The organism is Lysobacter korlensis (assembly GCF_042434515.1).
The window spans coordinates 486,050-502,599 of the sequence record NZ_JBHLTG010000005.1; the positions used below are offsets into that span (position 1 = coordinate 486,050).

Below are 16,550 nucleotides of genomic sequence, written 5' to 3' on the forward strand. Positions count from 1 at the left end.
GACCGTCGCGACTCCGGCGACGGGTAGCCTTGGACGGTGCTCCCCGCCGCAACGGACACCTCCGTCGTGATCATCGGCGCAGGCCAGGCGGGTCTCTCGACCGCCTACTACTTGCGCCGCTTCGGCCTGCAACCGGGCACCGACGTGGTGCTGCTCGACCGAGGGCCGGGCACGGGCGGTGCGTGGCAGTTCCGCTGGGAGGCGCTTCGGCTGGGCTTCGCCCACCGGGTGAATGACCTGCCCGGCATGGAAGAGCTCGGCGTCAGTTTCGAGACCGCGGAGCGCACCCTGCCCGCCCGCGACGTCGTCGCCGACTACTACCGACGCTACGAGGAGCACTACGAGCTGCAGGTGGTCCGGCCCGCCGAGGTGTACTCGGTCGAGAACTTCGGGGCGGATCTGATGGTGCATTTTCGCGGACCCGGTGGCGACGACCAGGTGTCCACCCGCATCCTGGTGAACGCGACCGGCACCTGGGGTGCACCATTCGTGCCCTGGTATCCAGGCTTGCGGAACTTCCGCGGCCGGCAGGTGCACACCAACGATTACCGGAGTGCCGAGGAGTTCGCCGGGCAGAAGGTCGTGGTGATCGGCGGCGGCACCTCCGCGATCGGATTCCTGCTCGAGCTGGAGCACGTCGCCGACCGGCTCACCTGGGTCGCCCGCCGGCCGATCAGCTTCCTCGACGAGCAGGAGCTCAACATCGAGGCCGGCAAATCGTCGGTGGCGCTGCAGGACGAGGCAGCTCGGGAGGGTCGCGCGCTGCCCAGCATCGTGAGCACGACCGGTGTTCCGCGCAGTCGCCGCATCCAGGCGGCGATCGACCGCGGCCTCCTCAGCGCCCGGCCGATGTTCTCCTCGATCGAGCCGGATGGGGTGCGCTGGGCGGATGGGACGTTCGAGCCCGCGGATGCGCTCATCTGGGCGACGGGATTCCGGCCGGAGCTGCGCCATCTGGCGCCGCTGAAGCTGCGTGAGAAGGCCGGCGGCATCGCGGTCGGCAACGGTGTCTCCTGGCGCGACGGACGCATCTTCTTCGCCGGCTACGGTCCCGCCGCAAGCACCATCGGTGCGAATCGGGCGGGCCGGGTCATCGCGCGTCAGGTGCTGACGAGCCTCTCCCACCTCTGACCCCCTGCCACCTTTCATCATTCAGGACCTCCCGATGCCGACGGGGTTTCCGAGACCGTTGAGATCGCAGCAGCAGTCACCAGCCGCACCTGCCACACGGAGTCCGGAATTTCGAAGGTTCGGGTGGTCAGGCGAAGAGGGCCACCGCCATCCAGCCGGCGCAGACCGCGGCGATGCCGAGGACGAGGCTGCCCAGCACGTTGCCGACGGCCCACCACCGGCGGCCGGCCTGGGCAATCTGCACCGTGCCGACCGCAAGTGTGCTGAAGGTGGTGAGGCCGCCGGCAACACCGCCGAGCACGACCAGCTCCCACTCGGCCGGAAGCGCCCCCGCCTGCACCATGCCGAGCGCGGCGCCGCCCATTGCGGATCCCATCACGTTCACCAGCAGCACCGCCCAGGGGAACGGCGTCGGACCGACCGAGCGAGTGACGAGGTAGCGGGCGACCGCGGCCAGACCCCCGGCCAGCACGGCAGCGCCGAACACGGCTGGGATCATGCGCGCCGCCTTCGTGCCGGTCTTCTCGGTGCCGATCGCCTCATGGCCGATCCGAGCGCCATCCCGGCGAGAGCGGCGAGGACTCCAGCGACAACGGAGACGAGCAGCAGCACCGCGGCGCTCAGGAGCGCGCCCGAGCCGGTCAGCGCCACCGTGGCAACGGTGATCGCCGAGAACGTGGTGAATGAGCCGAGGAGCCCGGTGGTGACGCCCGCGCGCAGCCACTCCGGGGCGCGCTGCGACAGCATCGCGACGACGAGCCCGAGTGCGAACGAGCCGACCGTATTGACGACAAGCGTCGACCACGGAATCCCGGCCCCCGGAGCCGGGGCGGCGAGGTCGATCGCGAGACGTGCCGCGGTGCCGAGCGCTCCAGCGGCGAACACCGCCAGGAGGACGAGCGCCAGGGGAGGTTCGCGATGAGCTGCCTGTCCGGTCCCTTCGACGGGCTCAGGCGCCGGCTCTCGTTCGGCGCCTGAGGTTCCTTCGACGGGGTCGGGGACCGGGGCGCTCACAGGCCCGAAGCTTAGCCGCGGGGCGTCGTCAGACTTTCGCGCACCCGGTGCCGGAGCTCATCCAGCCCGCCGCGGAGCTCGCGCACGGTCTCCGCCGTCAGTTCGCCCTCGACGACGGCTCGGCGCAGGTCCGAGCGCAGCTCGGCGCGGAACTCCGCGAGCGCGGCCTCCGCCTCCTGCAGCCTGCTCCGGCTCTCCACCCGCACCGACACGTTCTCGGTGCGCCCCGAAGCGCCAGCCGATCTTGACTCATCGCGCGCCTCCCTGGCGTTCGCCGCAAGATCCGCCCGCAGGGTGCGCATCGCCGCGTTCACCGACGAGCGCACCTCGTCCGCGAGGCGCCGCACCGAGTCGCTCAGCTCGCTCTCGATCCCGTCGAGCTCGCCGGCTCGGGCCCGCAGCTCTTCACGACCGGCATCGGTGATGTCGTAGACGCTGCGCCGGCCGTCCTCCCGCTTGGTGATGAGACCGTCCTCCACCAGCTTCGCGAGCCGCGGATAGATCGTGCCCGCGCTCGGCACATAGGTGCCGCCGAAGCGCTGCTCGAGCGCCTGGATCAGCTCGTAGCCGTGTCGCGGCTGCTCGTCCAGCAGGCTGAGCAGGTACAGCCGCAGGTGGCCGTGCCCGAACACCGCGGGAGTCATGCTCGCACCGTGTGGAGAACCGACACGTTGCCGGAGACGGTGTTCGCCACGAAGTCGACCCACGACGTGTCCAATTGCCCGTAGGTGGCGGTGTATCCGCCACGCACACCACGCAGGGAGCTGTCGTCGAGTTGCAGCCTTCCGGTCACCGTGTGGATCCGGTATCTCGCCGGCACGCCGTCGTCGAGCCGCATCGTCACGGCCCCGCTGACGGTGTTCACGCGCACGTCGTCCGGAGTGCCGCTGAGGTCCAGGAACACGTCCCCGCTCACGCCGTCGCTCGAGAAGCGGTGCACCGCACCGCTGACCGTGACGTCGCCGCTCACCGTGTTGACGTTCGCGTTGCCGGTGTGGTTCCGCACCGAGAGCTCGGCGTTGACGGCGTTCAGCTGCAGATCTCCGATGACGGAGTCGACGACGACGCTGCCGCCGACGGTGCTGATGACGGCGTCGTCCGTGAGCCCGCTGACCAGCGCCTCAGCGGAAACGACCCCGAGGCGCAGCGCCACCTGGCGGGGCACCATGATGCTGAGGTCCGCCTTCGCGGTGCCCTTGAACGCCCGAACCGACTCCAGCCAGTTGTCCCAGCTGAGCTGCGGGTGGTCCACCACCAGCACGTCGCCGTCGAGTGTGATCTTGAGCTCTCGCCCGGTGACCGAGTGCACCTCGACCCGTGCGCTGGGCTCGTCGTGCGCCACGATGTCCACCTGGCCGCCGACCAGGCCCACCTTGAGCCTGCGGACCACCTCGAGGTCGATGACCTTCGGGCCGGAAACCAGCCACTTCTCCTGCGCCATCAGGCGCCTCCTTCCAGTCGCGATATATCGCGTTCGCCGCTCACGATATATCGCGTTTGCCGAGTCGCGCAAGTGCGCGAAGGGTCCCGGGTGTTGACATTGACGCGACGTCAACCCGTAGCGTTCTGGACATGGAAGTGCGAATGGAGTGGCCGATCCACGAGGTGGCCAGGCTGACGGGCACCACGAGCCGCACACTGCGGCACTACGGAGACGTCGGGCTGCTGGCGCCGAGCCGGATCGGGCCGAACGGATACCGCTACTACGACGAGGACGCCCTCACTCGCCTGCAGCGCATCCTGCTGCTCCGAGAGCTGGGCTTGGGGCTTCCGACGATCTCCCAGGCGCTGCACGGCCAGACCGAGCATGCCGAGGCTCTCGGCGCGCACCTCGACTGGCTGCGCAGCGAGCGGGACCGGATCGATCGGCAGATCGCCAGCGTCCGCACCACGATCGAGAAGCTGAAAGGAGGTGAACAACTGATGGCACAGGAGATGTTCGACGGATTCGACCACACCCAGTACAAGGAGGAGGTCGAGGAGCGCTGGGGCAAGGAGGCGTACGCCGAGGGTGACCGCTGGTGGCGCGGACTGAGTGACGCGCAGAAGCGCGAGTTCACGGACTCGCACAAGCGGCTCGCCGCCGACTGGTCACGTGCGGCGCTCGCCGGAGTCGATCCGGCGAGTGACGAGGCCCAGGCGCTCGCACAGCGCCACTACCAGTGGCTGACGGCGGCGTACCAGGGAAAGGCTCCAGTCGCGGAGCACCTGGTCGGGCTCGGAGAGATGTACGTCGCAGACCCGCGGTTCGCGGCGAACTACGAGTCGACCCCCGGGGACGGCGGCGCCCAGTTCGTGCGTGATGCGCTGAAGGAGTACGCGGCACGCAACCTCGCGTAGAACTCTGTCGCTGAGTCTGTCGAGGCGGCCCGAATGGTCCCTTCGACAGGCTCAGGGACCGACTCACCTCTCAGGAGGGGAGGGTGGGGATGCGGCGGTAGCCGTCGCGGGCGACGACCACGACGGTGGCGAGGATCGCCCACGCCGAGATCGCGGCCAGCGGCAGCAGCGTGGCGATCATGCGGGAACCTCCTTTCCGGTCGCGAGCACCTGCGGGGTGCGGTCCAGCGGAACGGTGAGCAGCGGAAGCGTGACGTTCACCATCGGCCCGATCAGCAGCGCGAATGCGACGGTGCCGATGCCGACGTTGCCGCCGAGGATCCAGCCGACGCCGAGCACGGTGAGCTCGACGATGGAGCGCCCCACCCAGATCGGCCAGCCGGTGCGGCGGTGGATGCCTGTCATCAGTCCGTCGCGCGGGCCGGGACCGAATCCCGCTCCGATGTAGAGACCGGTCGCGACGGCGAGGAGCGCCAGCCCGCCGGCGAACAGGACGCCCTGCGGGAGGGGCTCCGTCTGGGTCGGGATGACCGCGAGACCGACCTCGACGCTCGGGCCGATGAAGAGGACGTTTGCGATGGTGCCGAGTCCCGGCCGCTGGCGGAGCGGAATCCACAGCAACAGCACCAGGGCGCCGACGAGCACCGTGATCAGGCCGAAGCCGAGACCCGTCTGGCGGTCCACGCCCTGGGTCAGCACATCCCACGGCGAGACGCCGATCGCGGCGCGCACCATCATGGCCAATGCGATCCCGTAGAGGAAGAGGCCGAGGGCCAGTTGGCTGAAGCGGCGTGGGAGGCGCGGTCCAAAGTGCATGCTCGCAATCCAATTGCACGATTGGCCTTCCGGCAAGAGGCCAATCGCGCTAAAGTGGCCGGATGACGACCGCCCTCTCCGCGCGCGCCCTGGCATCCCTCCTCGCCGGCTGGCACACCATCGGCGGCGGCCCGGCCTACTCGCTGCTGGCCGACCGGATCCGCCTGCTCATCCTGGACGGTCGCATCGCCCTCGGCACCCGGCTGCCGGCGGAGCGGGAGCTCGCGACTCAGCTCGAGCTCAGCCGCACCACGGTGAGCGCCGCCTACGGCGCGCTGCGCGAGACCGGCTACCTGACGAGCATCCGCGGCTCCGGGAGCGTCGCCCGGATGCCGCTCGCCGGCTCGATCGCCCCCGACCCTCAGCAGAGCGAGCTGCTCGACCTCAGCAAGGCGACGCTGCCGGCGATCCCCGCCGTCGCGCGCGCCGCGGAGACCGCAGCCGCACAGCTGCCCGCGTACCTCGGCGAGTCCGGATTCGACCCCATCGGCATCCGTGTGCTCCGCGAAGCGCTCGCACAGCGGTACACCGAACGCGGCCTGCCGACCGATGCAGATCAGATCATGGTCACCGTCGGCGCCCAGCACGCGATCGCGCTCATCGCCCGCACGCTGCTGTCGCGCGGCGACCGCGCCCTCATCGAGAACCCGACCTACCCGCACGGCCTCGAGGCGCTCCGCGGCGCGGGCGCGCGGATGGTGCCCATCTCGGTCACCACGGACGGCGGCTGGGATGAGGACGGCACCGAACAGGCGATCCAGCGCAGCAGCCCGGCGATCGGCTACCTCATGCCCGACCACCACAATCCGACCGGGGTCAGCATGCCGCCGGAGCAGCGCGCGCGAGTGCTCGCGCTCGCCGAGCGGCACGGGACCTCCCTCATCGCCGATGAGACCATGGCGGAACTCGGCTTCGGCGGGGATCCGGAGCATCCGCCGTTCGCCGCGTTCGGGCGGGCGCTGACGATCGGCTCCGTCGGGAAGACCGTGTGGGGCGGGCTGCGGCTCGGCTGGATCCGCGCCGACCGCTCGGTCATCCAGCGACTGGTGCGTGCCCGGTTCGCCGGCGACCTCGGCACCCCCATCCTCGAGCAGCTGATCGTCACCGCGCTGCTACCGGACTACGACCGGATCCTCGAGGAGCGACGGGCGCTGCTGAGAACCGGGCACGACTTCCTCGTCCGCGAGCTCCGTACCCGCTTCCCCGATTGGGAGGTGCCATCGGCGCAGGGCGGACTGACGCTCTGGGTCAACCTGGGCGTTCCGGTCAGCTCTCAGCTCACCCTCGCGGCCCGAAACGAGGGGCTGACCCTTGCCGCGGGCCCCCGGTTCGGCCTGGACGGCGCATTCGAGCGGTTCCTGCGGATCCCGTTCAGCTACCCGCAGGACCAGACGCTACGCGCAGTGGAGGCGCTGCAGCGCGCCTGGCAGACGGTGCTCCGGCACCCGGTGCCGGCCTCCGACGAGCTGCTGCCGCAGGTGATCTGAACCGCCGTCGCGAACCTTGCCGCACGACAGTGCTGGGATACTGCTAGGGCCGGCGATCGCCCCGGCGCCCACGCTCTGACGGGAAGTCGCCGTGCACCTTCTGGCCGTGTTCAGCCTCCGCAACAGGGCGCTCATCGCCCTGGTCTCGGTGGTCATCGCGATCTTCGGCGGGATCGCGCTCACCTCCCTGAAGCAGGAGCTCATCCCCTCGGTGAGCTTCCCGCAGCTGGTGATCGTCACCTCCTACCCGGGCGCCGCGCCGGAGGTGGTGAACGAGGAGGTGAGCACCCCGATCGAGACGGCTGTGCAGGCCGTGCCCGGCATCGTCGGGACCACCGCCAATTCGAGCACGAACGTCTCCACGGTTTCGGTCGAGTTCGAGTACGGGACGGAGATCGCGCGAGCGGAGCAGCGGGTGCAGCTCGCGGTCAACCGGATCGAGTCAAGGCTTCCGGCCGATGTCGACCCGCAGATCCTCACCGGGAGCCTCGACGATCTGCCCGTCATCCAGGTGGCGGTCACCAGCGATCTCGACCCCCGCGATCTCTCCGAGGCGCTCGAGAGGTCGGCGCTGCCCGACCTGCGTGCCCTCGACAATGTGCGCGAGGTCAGCGTGCTGGGGGAGACCGGCCGGCGGGTCACCATCACCCCCGACACGGGGGAGCTCGTCGCGCGCGGACTGAGCCAGCGGGCGATCCTCGACGCGCTCGACGACAACGGCGTGCTGATCCCGGCCGGTGAGGTGACCGAGGGCGACGACACCCTCAGCGTGCAGGCCGGCAGCCGCCTCGGCAGCACCGATGACCTTGCCGCGCTGCCGCTGCTCGACGGCAACCGGGCGACCCTGCTCGGCGACGTGGCGACTGTGGCGCTCGCCGACGACCCGGTGACCGGCATCTCCCGCGTGAACGGAGAGCCCGCGCTCACCCTGGCCATCACGAAGACGCCCGACGGCAACACCGTCGATGTGTCCCGTGAGGTGCGGGCGATGCTGCCCGACCTCGAGGACGCGATCGGCAGCGGCACCCGCCTCATCGTCGTGTTCGATCAGGCGCCGTTCATCGAGGAGTCCATCGAGAGCCTCGCCACGGAGGGCGCACTCGGGCTGCTGTTCGCGGTGATCGTGATCCTGGTGTTCCTGCTGTCGATCCGCGCGACGCTCGTCACCGCGATCTCGATCCCCCTTTCGCTGCTCATCACGTTCATCGGACTGCTCGCCTCCGAGTACACGCTCAACATCCTGACGCTCGGCGCACTGACGATCTCCGTCGGCCGGGTGGTCGACGACTCGATCGTGGTGATCGAGAACATCAAGCGGCATCTGGAACTCGGTGAGGACAAACTCGCAGCCATCCGCACCGCCGTCCGCGAGGTTGCGGTTGCCATCACCTCCGCGACGGTCACCACGGTCGCCGTCTTCCTGCCGCTGGCGCTCGTCGGGGACATCACGGGAGAGCTGTTCCGGCCGTTCGCACTGACCGTCACCATCGCGCTCGGGGCGTCGCTGTTCGTGTCGCTCACCATCGTGCCGGTGCTCGCGTACTGGTTCCTGGGTCGCGACCGGCACCCCCACACGGCGATCCGCCGCACCTCGGACGACGACCGCGCCACCCGTCTGCAGCGCGGGTATCTGCCCATCCTCGACTTCACCCTCAAGCGGCCGCTGGTCACGGTGCTGCTCTCCCTTCTGATCCTGGTCGGAACGGGCGCCCTCGTGCCGCTGATGAAGACGAACTTCATCGGCGACAGCGGCCAGAACACCGTCACGGTGACTCAGCAGCTGCCCGCCGGGACGAGCCTCGATGCGCGAAGCGAGGCGGCCGCGCAGGTCGAGGACGTGCTGCTCGGCATCGACGGGATCGAGACGGTGCAGCTCTCGGTCGGCACCGGCGGCTCGTTCACGCGCGCGTTCTTCGGGCGGACGGACACCACGTTCTCCATCACAACGGCGGACGACGCCGACCAGGAGGTGCTCCGCGCGGACGTGCGCGACGAGATCGACGCACTCTCCGACGACGCGGGCGAGCTGACCCTTGCCGCTGCAGGCTCGGGCTTCGCCTCGTCCGACATCGAGGTGGACATCAGCGCGAACGGCCAGCAGGATCTGGAGACCGCCGCCGACGACGTGCTCGCGGCGGTGCGCGACCTGGACGTCACCGCGGAGGCCACCAGCGACCTTGCCGAGCGGCAGCCGTACCTCGCCATCGAGGTCGACCGGGAGGAGGCCGCGCAGGCCGGGCTCAGCGAGCTCGCGGTCGGCGGCATCCTCGCGCAGAGCACCCTGCCGGCGTCGGTCGGCTCGGTCGTGATCGACGAGTCGACGCTCGGGATCTACATCGCCGACCCGGATGCGCCGGACTCGATCGAGGAGTTCCGCGACTTCCCGATCCCCACACCGTCCGGACTGGTGCCGCTCGACTCACTCGCCACGGTGGAGGAGGTCGAGGGACCGGTCAGCATCACCACGGTCCGCGGCGTGCGCGCCGCGACGGTGAGCATCACCCCGAACTCCGACGACGTGGGCCGCGCGTCCGCGGCGGTCCAGGAGGCGGTGGACGCGGTGGAGCTCCCCGCGGGCGCCGATGCGGAGCTGAGTGGTGTCACCGCGGAGCAGAGCGACGCGTTCGCGCAGCTCGGCCTGGCGCTGCTCGCCGCGATCCTCATCGTCTACACCGTGATGGTCGCCACCTTCAAGAGCCTCCGGCAGCCGCTGCTGCTGCTGGTGTCGATCCCCTTCGCCGCGACCGGCGCCATCCTGCTGCAGATCGTCTCGGACATCCCACTCGGCGTGCCGTCACTGATCGGCGTGCTGATGCTGATCGGCATCGTCGTGACGAACGCCATCGTGCTCGTCGACCTGGTGAACCAATACCGCGAACGGGGCTCCAGGGTCTACGACGCGATCGTGCGCGGCGCCAGCCGACGGCTCCGGCCGATCCTGATGACGGCGCTCGCGACGATCTTCGCGCTGCTGCCGCTTGCGCTCGGCATCACCGGGCAGGGCGGGTTCATCTCGCAGCCGCTCGCGATCGTGGTGATCGGCGGCCTGCTGTCCTCGACCCTCCTGACGCTGGTGGTGCTGCCTGCGCTCTATTACCTGGTCGAGGGCTGGCGCGAGCGTCGATCCGAGAGGTCCTTGGCGAAGCAGAGCGACAGAGGGTCGTTGATGTAGGGACCGAAGTTCGGGATCCGGACGTAGCCGTGCTTCTCGTAGAGCGCGATCGCCTCCGGCTGGCGCGGCCCCGTTTCGAGCACGAGGCGCGAGACGCCGAGGTCGACGGCGGTCCGCTCGAGCGTCGTCAGGAGGGCGGTGGCGACCCCGGCGCCCCGGGCCGCGGGCGCGACGAACATCCGCTTCAGCTCCGCCTCGGGCGTCTCGCCGCCTGGTGCCGCGAGCACGAGCGCGGCGATGCCGACCGCGACGCCCTCCCGGCGTGCGACGAACAGCCGAACCTCGGGGTCCGCGAGCGAGGCGAGGTCGAGGGCGTAGTAGCTCTCCGCGGGATACAGGCTCAGCCCGTGCGCGTCACCCTCCCGGACGAGGTCGGCGACCCCACGTGCGCTCGGATGCTCCACCGCGACGGCGACCGTCATCCGAGCTCCCGCAGGAAGAAGTCGCGGATCGCCACCCGCATCGGCTCGTTGAGCAGCGCCACAGAGTGCAGCATCCCGTCCACCACCGCCAGCTGCACCGGCACGCCGGCTGCCTCGAGCGCCGCCGCGAACGTGCGCGACTGCGCCAGGGGGATGCGCTCATTCGCGGCATGGCCGATGAAGAACGGGGGATCCGTCGGGTCGATCCAGGAGAGGGGGGAGGCAGGCTCGGCGGCGTCGCAGGACGGCGCCTCGAGGCAGCCCAGGTATGACGCCTGCACCCGGGCGAAGTCCGCCGCGACCGGTCCGGATGCCGCAGAACCGGTCAGATCGGCTGGACCGCTGAGCTCGGCGACCGCGGCGACCCGCGTGCCCTCGGTCAGCGGTCCGGTGCCCTCGGTGCCGAGCAGGGCCGCGAGGTTGCCCCCCGCGGATCCGCCGAACGCGCCGATGCGGGCCGGATCGACGCTGAACGCCCTCAGCTGTTCCGGCTCCCTGATCCATGCCACCGCCGACCGGACGTCGTCCGGCTGAGCGGGGAACGTCCACTCCGGCGCCAGCCGGTAGTTGATCGAGAAGACGACGAAGCCGTCGCTGGCGAGCCATTCGCAGACATTCCGCCAGTGGGGGTCGGTCTTGTCCCCGCGGCTCCAGCTGCCGCCGTGGATGGAGACGACTGCGGCGCGCAGTCCGGGGGAGCCGTCGGGGGCCTCCGGTGGCAGGCAGACATCGAGCAACAGGGGTTCGCCGCCCGCGGTGGCGTACTGCTCATCCTCGAGCACGGTGACCCCCGGGTACGAGGGCAGCTCGACCAGGACTGGTTCCGCGACGGCCTCGGCGGCGGCTCCCGTGACCGGCGGTCGCTGTACGCCGCCGCTCCCGGCGCAACCGACCGCAGCGAGCGCGAACAGCATCGGGACCGCGACCAGCCGCGCGCGCATCCACCGGTGTCGCTCTCGGCGGATTGGCAGGAACATCTTGGCATCACCATAAGTGCTGGCAGCGCTTTTCGCGTAACGTAGGAAGGTCGGTCTTGGACACGCGGGCATCCGCGAGCGTTTATGTGAGTCCTCGGACCGTCTTTCCAGCAGTCAGCTGGAGATCACTGTGATGTGAGCGGTCCCGGCCAACGTCTGCCCGGGTTTTCTTCCATTCGTACCCGGAAAGTACCTCATGCCTGAATTCAAGCGGGCTGCGCAATCGCGCGCCCAGAAGCCCACCCGATCCCCCGGCGGTCGCGCCGGCGCGGCGAAGGCGGGCAGCAAGAGCCCGAAGCACCGCGGGTTCCGCGCTGAGGAACAGGCGGCACCGAAGCGCCGCTGGACCTCGGAGGAGCGGATCACCCGCGGTCGCGCCGCCGAGCGTCCGCGCGGCGGGGACTCCCGTCGTGAGCCGGCGGCGGACTCCCGGCCGAACTGGGAGCCGCGCCAGAAGTCGTCGGCGCCGCGCAAGTCCTGGGAGACGGACCGACGTTCCGCTCAGGAGCGAAACGACCGGCGGGCCGGCGGCGCCCGTGCCGGTTCCGGGCCGCGCGGCGAGCGTGGCGGCCGCGAAGACCGAGCCGCTCGTCCCGAGCGCGGGTTCCAGGAGCTCCGAGCCGACCGCTCAGAGCGTCCTTTCCGGGGCGACCGCGAGCTCCGTCCGGCACGTTCCTTCCGCGAGGACCGCGATGCCCGCCCCGAGCGCAGCTTCCGCCCCGACCGTGGCGAACGTCCGTCGCCCAGCCGCTCCTTCCGTGAGGCGCACGGCGACCGCGCTGAGCGCCCCGCGCGCGTCTCCAGCGACCGTCGTGAGCGCTACGACCGTGCCGAGCGACCGGTGGAGCGGGAGTCCGACTTCTACCCCAGCAAGGACGCGCAGCACTTCACCCCCGAGGACGACGTCGTGCTGGAGCGCCTCGAGGCGCAGGCCGTGGAGGCGTCCGATGTCGAGGGTGTGACCTTCACCGACCTCGGCCTCGGCAGCAACATCACCCGTGTACTGGGCGAGCTCGGCGCCGAGTCGCCGTTCCCGATCCAGGCGGCGACCATCCCGCAGGTGCTCGCCGGTCGCGACGTGCTCGGCCGAGGCCGCACGGGCTCGGGCAAGACCATCGCGTTCGGTGCGCCGCTCGTCGAGAAGCTCATGGAGAACGGCGGCGGGCTGAAGCGTCGCCCTGGCCGCAACCCGCGGGCGCTCATCCTCGCGCCGACCCGTGAGCTCGCGCTGCAGATCGACCGCACGGTGCAGCCGATCGCGCGCAGCGTCGGCCTCTTCACCACGCAGATCTACGGCGGGGTGCCGCAGCAGCGGCAGGTCATGGCGCTGCAGCGCGGCGTCGACATCGTCATCGGCACGCCCGGCCGCATCGAGGACCTCATCGAGCAGGGCAGGCTCGACCTCAGCGAGGTCGTGGTAACCGTGCTCGACGAGGCCGACCACATGGCGGACCTCGGGTTCCTCGAGCCGGTGCAGCGGATCCTGCGGCTGACCGCCCCGCACGGGCAGCGGCTGCTCTTCTCCGCCACCCTCGACGCCCGCGTCGCCGCGCTCGTGGAGGAGTTCCTGAACGACCCGAGCGTGCACGAGGTCGCCGGTGAGGATCAGGCGTCCTCGACCATCGACCACCGCGTGCTGCTCATCGACCAGCGTGAGAAGGCGGCCATCATCGAGCAGCTCGCGGGCGGTGCGGGCAAGACCCTCGTGTTCGCCCGCACCCGTGCCTTCGCGGAGCAGCTCGCCGACATGCTCGAGAACGCCGACATCCCGGCCGTCAGCCTGCACGGCGACTTGAACCAGGCCCGCCGCTCACGGAACCTTGAGAAGCTGACGAGCGGGCGGGTGAACGTGCTCGTCGCGACGGATGTCGCGGCGCGCGGCATCCACGTCGATGACATCTCGCTGGTCATCCAGGCCGATGCTCCCGACGAGTACAAGACCTACCTGCACCGCTCCGGACGCACCGGCCGCGCGGGCAAGGTGGGCACCGTCGTGACGCTGGTGCCGCGGAACCGCCGTCGCCGGCTCGAGGAGCTCCTCGGGCGTGCGGAGATCGAGGCGTCGTGGACCCCCGTCGCCGTCGGGGACGAGCTGCTGAACGACCTCGCAGCGGTCTGATCCGGCACCGCTTGCAGCCCGTCCGGCCCTTCCCGGGCCGGGCGGGCTTCCACGTCCTGGCTCAGCGCACCGGGGGTCGCCTCAGGGACCGCAGGTACCGTGGCCCCATGAAGCTTCTCGCCGGGCTGTCGGCAGCGCAGTTGGCCGTGCACCTGCAGGCGGCACGGACCGGCATCCGGCATCGCGTGCCGGTCGAGCTCCCGTTCGCCACGGGAAACCCGGACACGGTCGCCCGGGACATGTGGACGATGGGCTCTGGCATGTCCGCGCCCTGGCCGCTGCTCGCCCTGCATGCGGCCGGCACGACGGCGCTCTTCGTCCGGGATCGGTTGTGGCTGCGACGTGCGATTGGCGGGCTCGGTGCCTGGTATGTCGTCTGGTATCTGCTCGAGCGGAACGTGCGGGAGTCGTTCCGGCGGCCGAACGAGCGAACGCCCTCCCATGCGTCCGCTGTCGGGCTCTCGGCGGCGATGGCGGTCGTCGGGCTGACCCGGCGCCGCTGAGCTACGCCTGCGACAGCATGCCGGCGGCCGCGAGGGCGAGCACCAGGCCGACCCACTGCACCGGGGCGATCCGCTCGCGGAGCACTGTGGCCGCCAGCAGGATCGTGCCGGCCGGGTACATCGCCGTCAGCACCGACATCACCGACAGCTCGCCGACGCGCAGCCCGAACAGGATCAGCGCGTTCGCCACCGAATCGAGCACCCCGACGCTGACCGCGAACCAGAGCCCTGGGCGCCAGCCGCGTGCGGCGGCCACCGCAGTCGTCCGGGGGCGCCGCGCCATCGCCAGTGCGATGAACCCCACGACGAGGAACATCGTGGTGCTGTTCACCGCCCGGTTGACGACGAGCGGCACCAGTCCGGAGTCATCGGGTGTGAGGTCCATCAGGATGAGGAACGCGCCGATCAGCGCCCCGGAGGCCGTCGCCATCACCAGTCCGGGCAGGGTGGGCCGCACAGCCCCGCGCTCGGGCACGAAGCCGACCAGCACCACGGCCACGAGGGCGATGCCGATGGCGACGTACCCGATCGGTGACAGCCGGTCGCCCTGCAGAAGCCCCCACGTCGCCGGCACGATCGCGGAGACGACGGCCGTGAGCGGGGAGAGGATGCTCATCGGTCCGATCGCGAGGCACGCGTACAACAGCCCGATTGCTGCGGCGCCGACGATCCCGGTGACCGCGCCGAGTGCCACCGCCGCTGTCGACCACTCGCCGCCGAGCACCGCCAGAGCCATCAGCATCACGACGAACCCGGTCGCGGCGGAGATCGCGACCACGCGGATCGGGCTGATCCGCTTCGCGGCGACGCCGCCGAGGAAGTCCGCGGCGCCGAAGATCAGCGCACCGCTGAGGCCGACGAGGACGGTGAGCATGAGGATTCAACGCTAACGCAGGCTGCCGGAGGGACCTGCCCGCTCCGACGCCTGCGTCAGCGGCCGGGTAACACGGTGGACACCCGGTTACCAGCCCATAGGCTTGATCCGCCTCTGTATCCCGACCCGAAAGCTCTCGCCATGGCTCGCATCCACTCGTCGATCACCGAGGCCTTCGGCCGCACTCCGCTCGTCCGCCTGAATCGGGTGACCGACGGGGCCGGCGCGACGGTGCTCGGCAAGCTCGAGTTCTACAACCCCTCGGCAAGCGTCAAGGACCGCATCGGCATCGCCATCGTCGACGCGGCGGAGGCCTCCGGCGAGCTTCCCGCAGGCGGGACCATCGTCGAGGCGACCAGCGGCAACACCGGCATCGCGCTCGCGATGGTCGGCGCCGCACGCGGCTACAAGGTGGTGCTCACCATGCCCGAGACGATGAGCCGCGAGCGGAAGCTGCTGCTGAAGGCGTACGGCGCGGAGCTGCTGCTCACGCCCGGCTCCGAGGGCATGCGCGGCGCGGTTCAGAAGGCGGAGCAGGTCGTCGCCGAGCGCGACGGCGCGGTGCTCGCCCGCCAGTTCGCGAACGAGGCGAACCCGGCCATCCACCGTTCCACCACCGGGCCTGAAGTCTGGGAGGACACCGACGGCGAGGTCGACCTCTTCGTCGCCGGCATCGGCACGGGCGGCACCATCACCGGCGCTGGCGGGTTCCTCAAGGAGCAGAAGCCCGGCCTGCAGGTCGTCGCCGTGGAGCCGGAGGAGTCGCCGATCCTCAACGGCGGGGACCCCGGCCCGCACAAGATCCAGGGCATCGGTGCCAACTTCGTGCCGGCGATCCTCGACCGCACGGTCTATGACGAGGTGATCGACGTGAACATCGCACAGTCGGTGGCGATGGCCCGGCGCCTCGGCACCGAGGAGGGCATCCTCGCCGGGATCTCATCCGGCGCGACGGTGCACGCCGCGGTCGGGCTCGCGAAGCGGCCGGAGAACGCCGGGAAGACCATCGTGGTCGTGCTCGCCAGCTACGGCGAGCGGTACCTCTCCACCGTGCTGTACGAAGACCTCGAAGTCTGACGTTGAGCGTTCGCGAGGACATCGCGAGCGCGCGACGTCGCGATCCGGCCGCGCGCAGCGCGTTCGAGGTCTGGCTCACCTACTCCGGCCTGCACGCCATCTGGGCGTACCGACTGGCCCACCGGATGTGGCGAGTGCGCTGGCTGCGGCTGCCGGCGAGGGCATGGTCGCAGTTCGCCCGCTTCCTGACCGGCATCGAGATCCACCCGGGCGCGACGATCGGGCGGCGGTTCTTCATCGATCACGGCATGGGCGTGGTGATCGGCGAGACGGCGGTGATCGGTGACGACGTGATGCTCTACCACGGCGTCACGCTCGGCGGCACGACCGCGCGGCGCGAGCAGCGGCATCCCGTCCTCGGTGACCGGGTCGTCGTCGGCGCAGGCGCCACGATCCTCGGGCCGATCCTGATCGGCGCCGACAGCGTCATCGGCGCGGGAGCCGTCGTCATCCGGGATGCGCCTCCGCACTCCCTCCTCGTCGGCGTGCCGGCGAAGGCCCGGCCGCAGCGGCACGACTACACCAGCGACTTCACCTGGGACATCTGAGTAACCCGGGGGACCTCACAGCGAGTGGCTCTCGCTCCGGGGCGTCGGAGGGCGTGCCTAGACTGCTCCA

Annotated in this window: 16 protein-coding genes; 8 read left to right on the plus strand and 8 right to left on the minus strand. The window is 70.5% G+C overall.

The window, feature by feature from the left end:
* The first annotated feature begins 36 nt into the window (after positions 1-36).
* A complete protein-coding gene (locus tag ACFFGH_RS21785; RefSeq protein WP_386672239.1) occupies positions 37-1,131 on the plus strand; it encodes an FAD-dependent oxidoreductase in 1,095 nt (364 codons plus the stop codon).
* 127 nt (positions 1,132-1,258) lie between these two features.
* Here ACFFGH_RS21785 and ACFFGH_RS21790 read toward each other — a convergent pair whose 3' ends face one another.
* From ACFFGH_RS21790 to ACFFGH_RS21805, 4 genes are read right to left on the minus strand one after another with little or no spacing between them, the layout of a single operon-like run.
* Positions 1,259-1,630, minus strand: a complete 372-nt coding sequence (locus ACFFGH_RS21790; protein ID WP_386672241.1) for a fluoride efflux transporter FluC — start codon at positions 1,628-1,630, stop codon at positions 1,259-1,261.
* The gene (locus ACFFGH_RS21795; protein ID WP_386672243.1) at positions 1,627-2,145 is read right to left on the minus strand and encodes a fluoride efflux transporter FluC; all 519 of its coding nucleotides are present in this window, start codon (positions 2,143-2,145) and stop codon (positions 1,627-1,629) included. The genes ACFFGH_RS21790 and ACFFGH_RS21795 overlap by 4 nt, the downstream gene beginning before the upstream one ends.
* Positions 2,146-2,156: 11 nt before the next feature.
* Positions 2,157-2,789 (minus strand): PadR family transcriptional regulator, encoded by a 633-nt coding sequence (locus ACFFGH_RS21800; protein WP_386672245.1) that lies wholly within the window; start codon positions 2,787-2,789, stop codon positions 2,157-2,159.
* On the minus strand, positions 2,786-3,586 hold the full coding sequence (locus ACFFGH_RS21805; protein ID WP_386672247.1) for a DUF4097 family beta strand repeat-containing protein: 801 nt from the start codon (positions 3,584-3,586) through the stop codon (positions 2,786-2,788). The genes ACFFGH_RS21800 and ACFFGH_RS21805 overlap by 4 nt, the downstream gene beginning before the upstream one ends.
* A gap of 131 nt (positions 3,587-3,717) precedes the next feature.
* Here ACFFGH_RS21805 and ACFFGH_RS21810 point away from each other — a divergent pair, with 131 nt between their 5' ends.
* Positions 3,718-4,485, plus strand: coding sequence for a MerR family transcriptional regulator (locus ACFFGH_RS21810; protein WP_386672249.1), 768 nt, complete (start codon positions 3,718-3,720; stop codon positions 4,483-4,485).
* Positions 4,486-4,662: 177 nt separating this feature from the next.
* Here the strand turns inward: ACFFGH_RS21810 and yczE are convergent, their stop codons facing one another.
* Entirely contained in the window at positions 4,663-5,301 is a 639-nt protein-coding gene (yczE, locus tag ACFFGH_RS21815; RefSeq protein ID WP_386672251.1) for a membrane protein YczE, read from the minus strand.
* Positions 5,302-5,363: 62 nt separating this feature from the next.
* Between yczE and yczR the strand changes: the two genes are divergently transcribed.
* Together yczR and ACFFGH_RS21825 are read left to right on the plus strand one after the other, a co-directional pair.
* A complete protein-coding gene (gene yczR, locus ACFFGH_RS21820; protein WP_386672253.1) occupies positions 5,364-6,788 on the plus strand; it encodes a MocR-like transcription factor YczR in 1,425 nt (474 codons plus the stop codon).
* 91 nt (positions 6,789-6,879) lie between these two features.
* Positions 6,880-9,960, plus strand: coding sequence for an efflux RND transporter permease subunit (locus ACFFGH_RS21825; protein ID WP_386672255.1), 3,081 nt, complete (start codon positions 6,880-6,882; stop codon positions 9,958-9,960).
* Here the strand turns inward: ACFFGH_RS21825 and ACFFGH_RS21830 are convergent.
* Both ACFFGH_RS21830 and ACFFGH_RS21835 read right to left on the minus strand, forming a co-directional pair.
* Positions 9,882-10,382: a GNAT family N-acetyltransferase gene (locus tag ACFFGH_RS21830; protein WP_386672257.1), complete on the minus strand. Its 501-nt coding sequence runs from the start codon at positions 10,380-10,382 to the stop codon at positions 9,882-9,884. The two genes, ACFFGH_RS21825 and ACFFGH_RS21830, sit on opposite strands and share 79 nt — an antisense overlap.
* A complete protein-coding gene (locus tag ACFFGH_RS21835; protein ID WP_386672259.1) occupies positions 10,379-11,359 on the minus strand; it encodes an alpha/beta hydrolase in 981 nt (326 codons plus the stop codon). Before ACFFGH_RS21835 ends, ACFFGH_RS21830 begins: the two co-directional genes overlap by 4 nt.
* A gap of 196 nt (positions 11,360-11,555) precedes the next feature.
* Here ACFFGH_RS21835 and ACFFGH_RS21840 point away from each other — a divergent pair, with 196 nt between their 5' ends.
* Together ACFFGH_RS21840 and ACFFGH_RS21845 are read left to right on the plus strand one after the other, a co-directional pair.
* Positions 11,556-13,478, plus strand: coding sequence for a DEAD/DEAH box helicase (locus ACFFGH_RS21840; protein ID WP_386672261.1), 1,923 nt, complete (start codon positions 11,556-11,558; stop codon positions 13,476-13,478).
* Between the two features lie 107 nt (positions 13,479-13,585).
* Positions 13,586-13,981: a hypothetical protein gene (locus tag ACFFGH_RS21845; protein ID WP_386672263.1), complete on the plus strand. Its 396-nt coding sequence runs from the start codon at positions 13,586-13,588 to the stop codon at positions 13,979-13,981.
* A gap of 1 nt (position 13,982) precedes the next feature.
* On the opposite strand, the gene ACFFGH_RS21850 is transcribed toward ACFFGH_RS21845, so the two are convergent.
* Positions 13,983-14,855, minus strand: coding sequence for an EamA family transporter (locus ACFFGH_RS21850; protein WP_386672265.1), 873 nt, complete (start codon positions 14,853-14,855; stop codon positions 13,983-13,985).
* 141 nt (positions 14,856-14,996) lie between these two features.
* Between ACFFGH_RS21850 and cysK the strand changes: the two genes are divergently transcribed.
* Both cysK and epsC read left to right on the plus strand, forming a co-directional pair.
* Entirely contained in the window at positions 14,997-15,932 is a 936-nt protein-coding gene (cysK, locus tag ACFFGH_RS21855; RefSeq protein ID WP_386672267.1) for a cysteine synthase A, read from the plus strand.
* A gap of 2 nt (positions 15,933-15,934) precedes the next feature.
* Positions 15,935-16,480 (plus strand): serine O-acetyltransferase EpsC, encoded by a 546-nt coding sequence (epsC, locus tag ACFFGH_RS21860; protein WP_386672269.1) that lies wholly within the window; start codon positions 15,935-15,937, stop codon positions 16,478-16,480.
* The last annotated feature ends 70 nt before the right edge of the window (positions 16,481-16,550 follow it).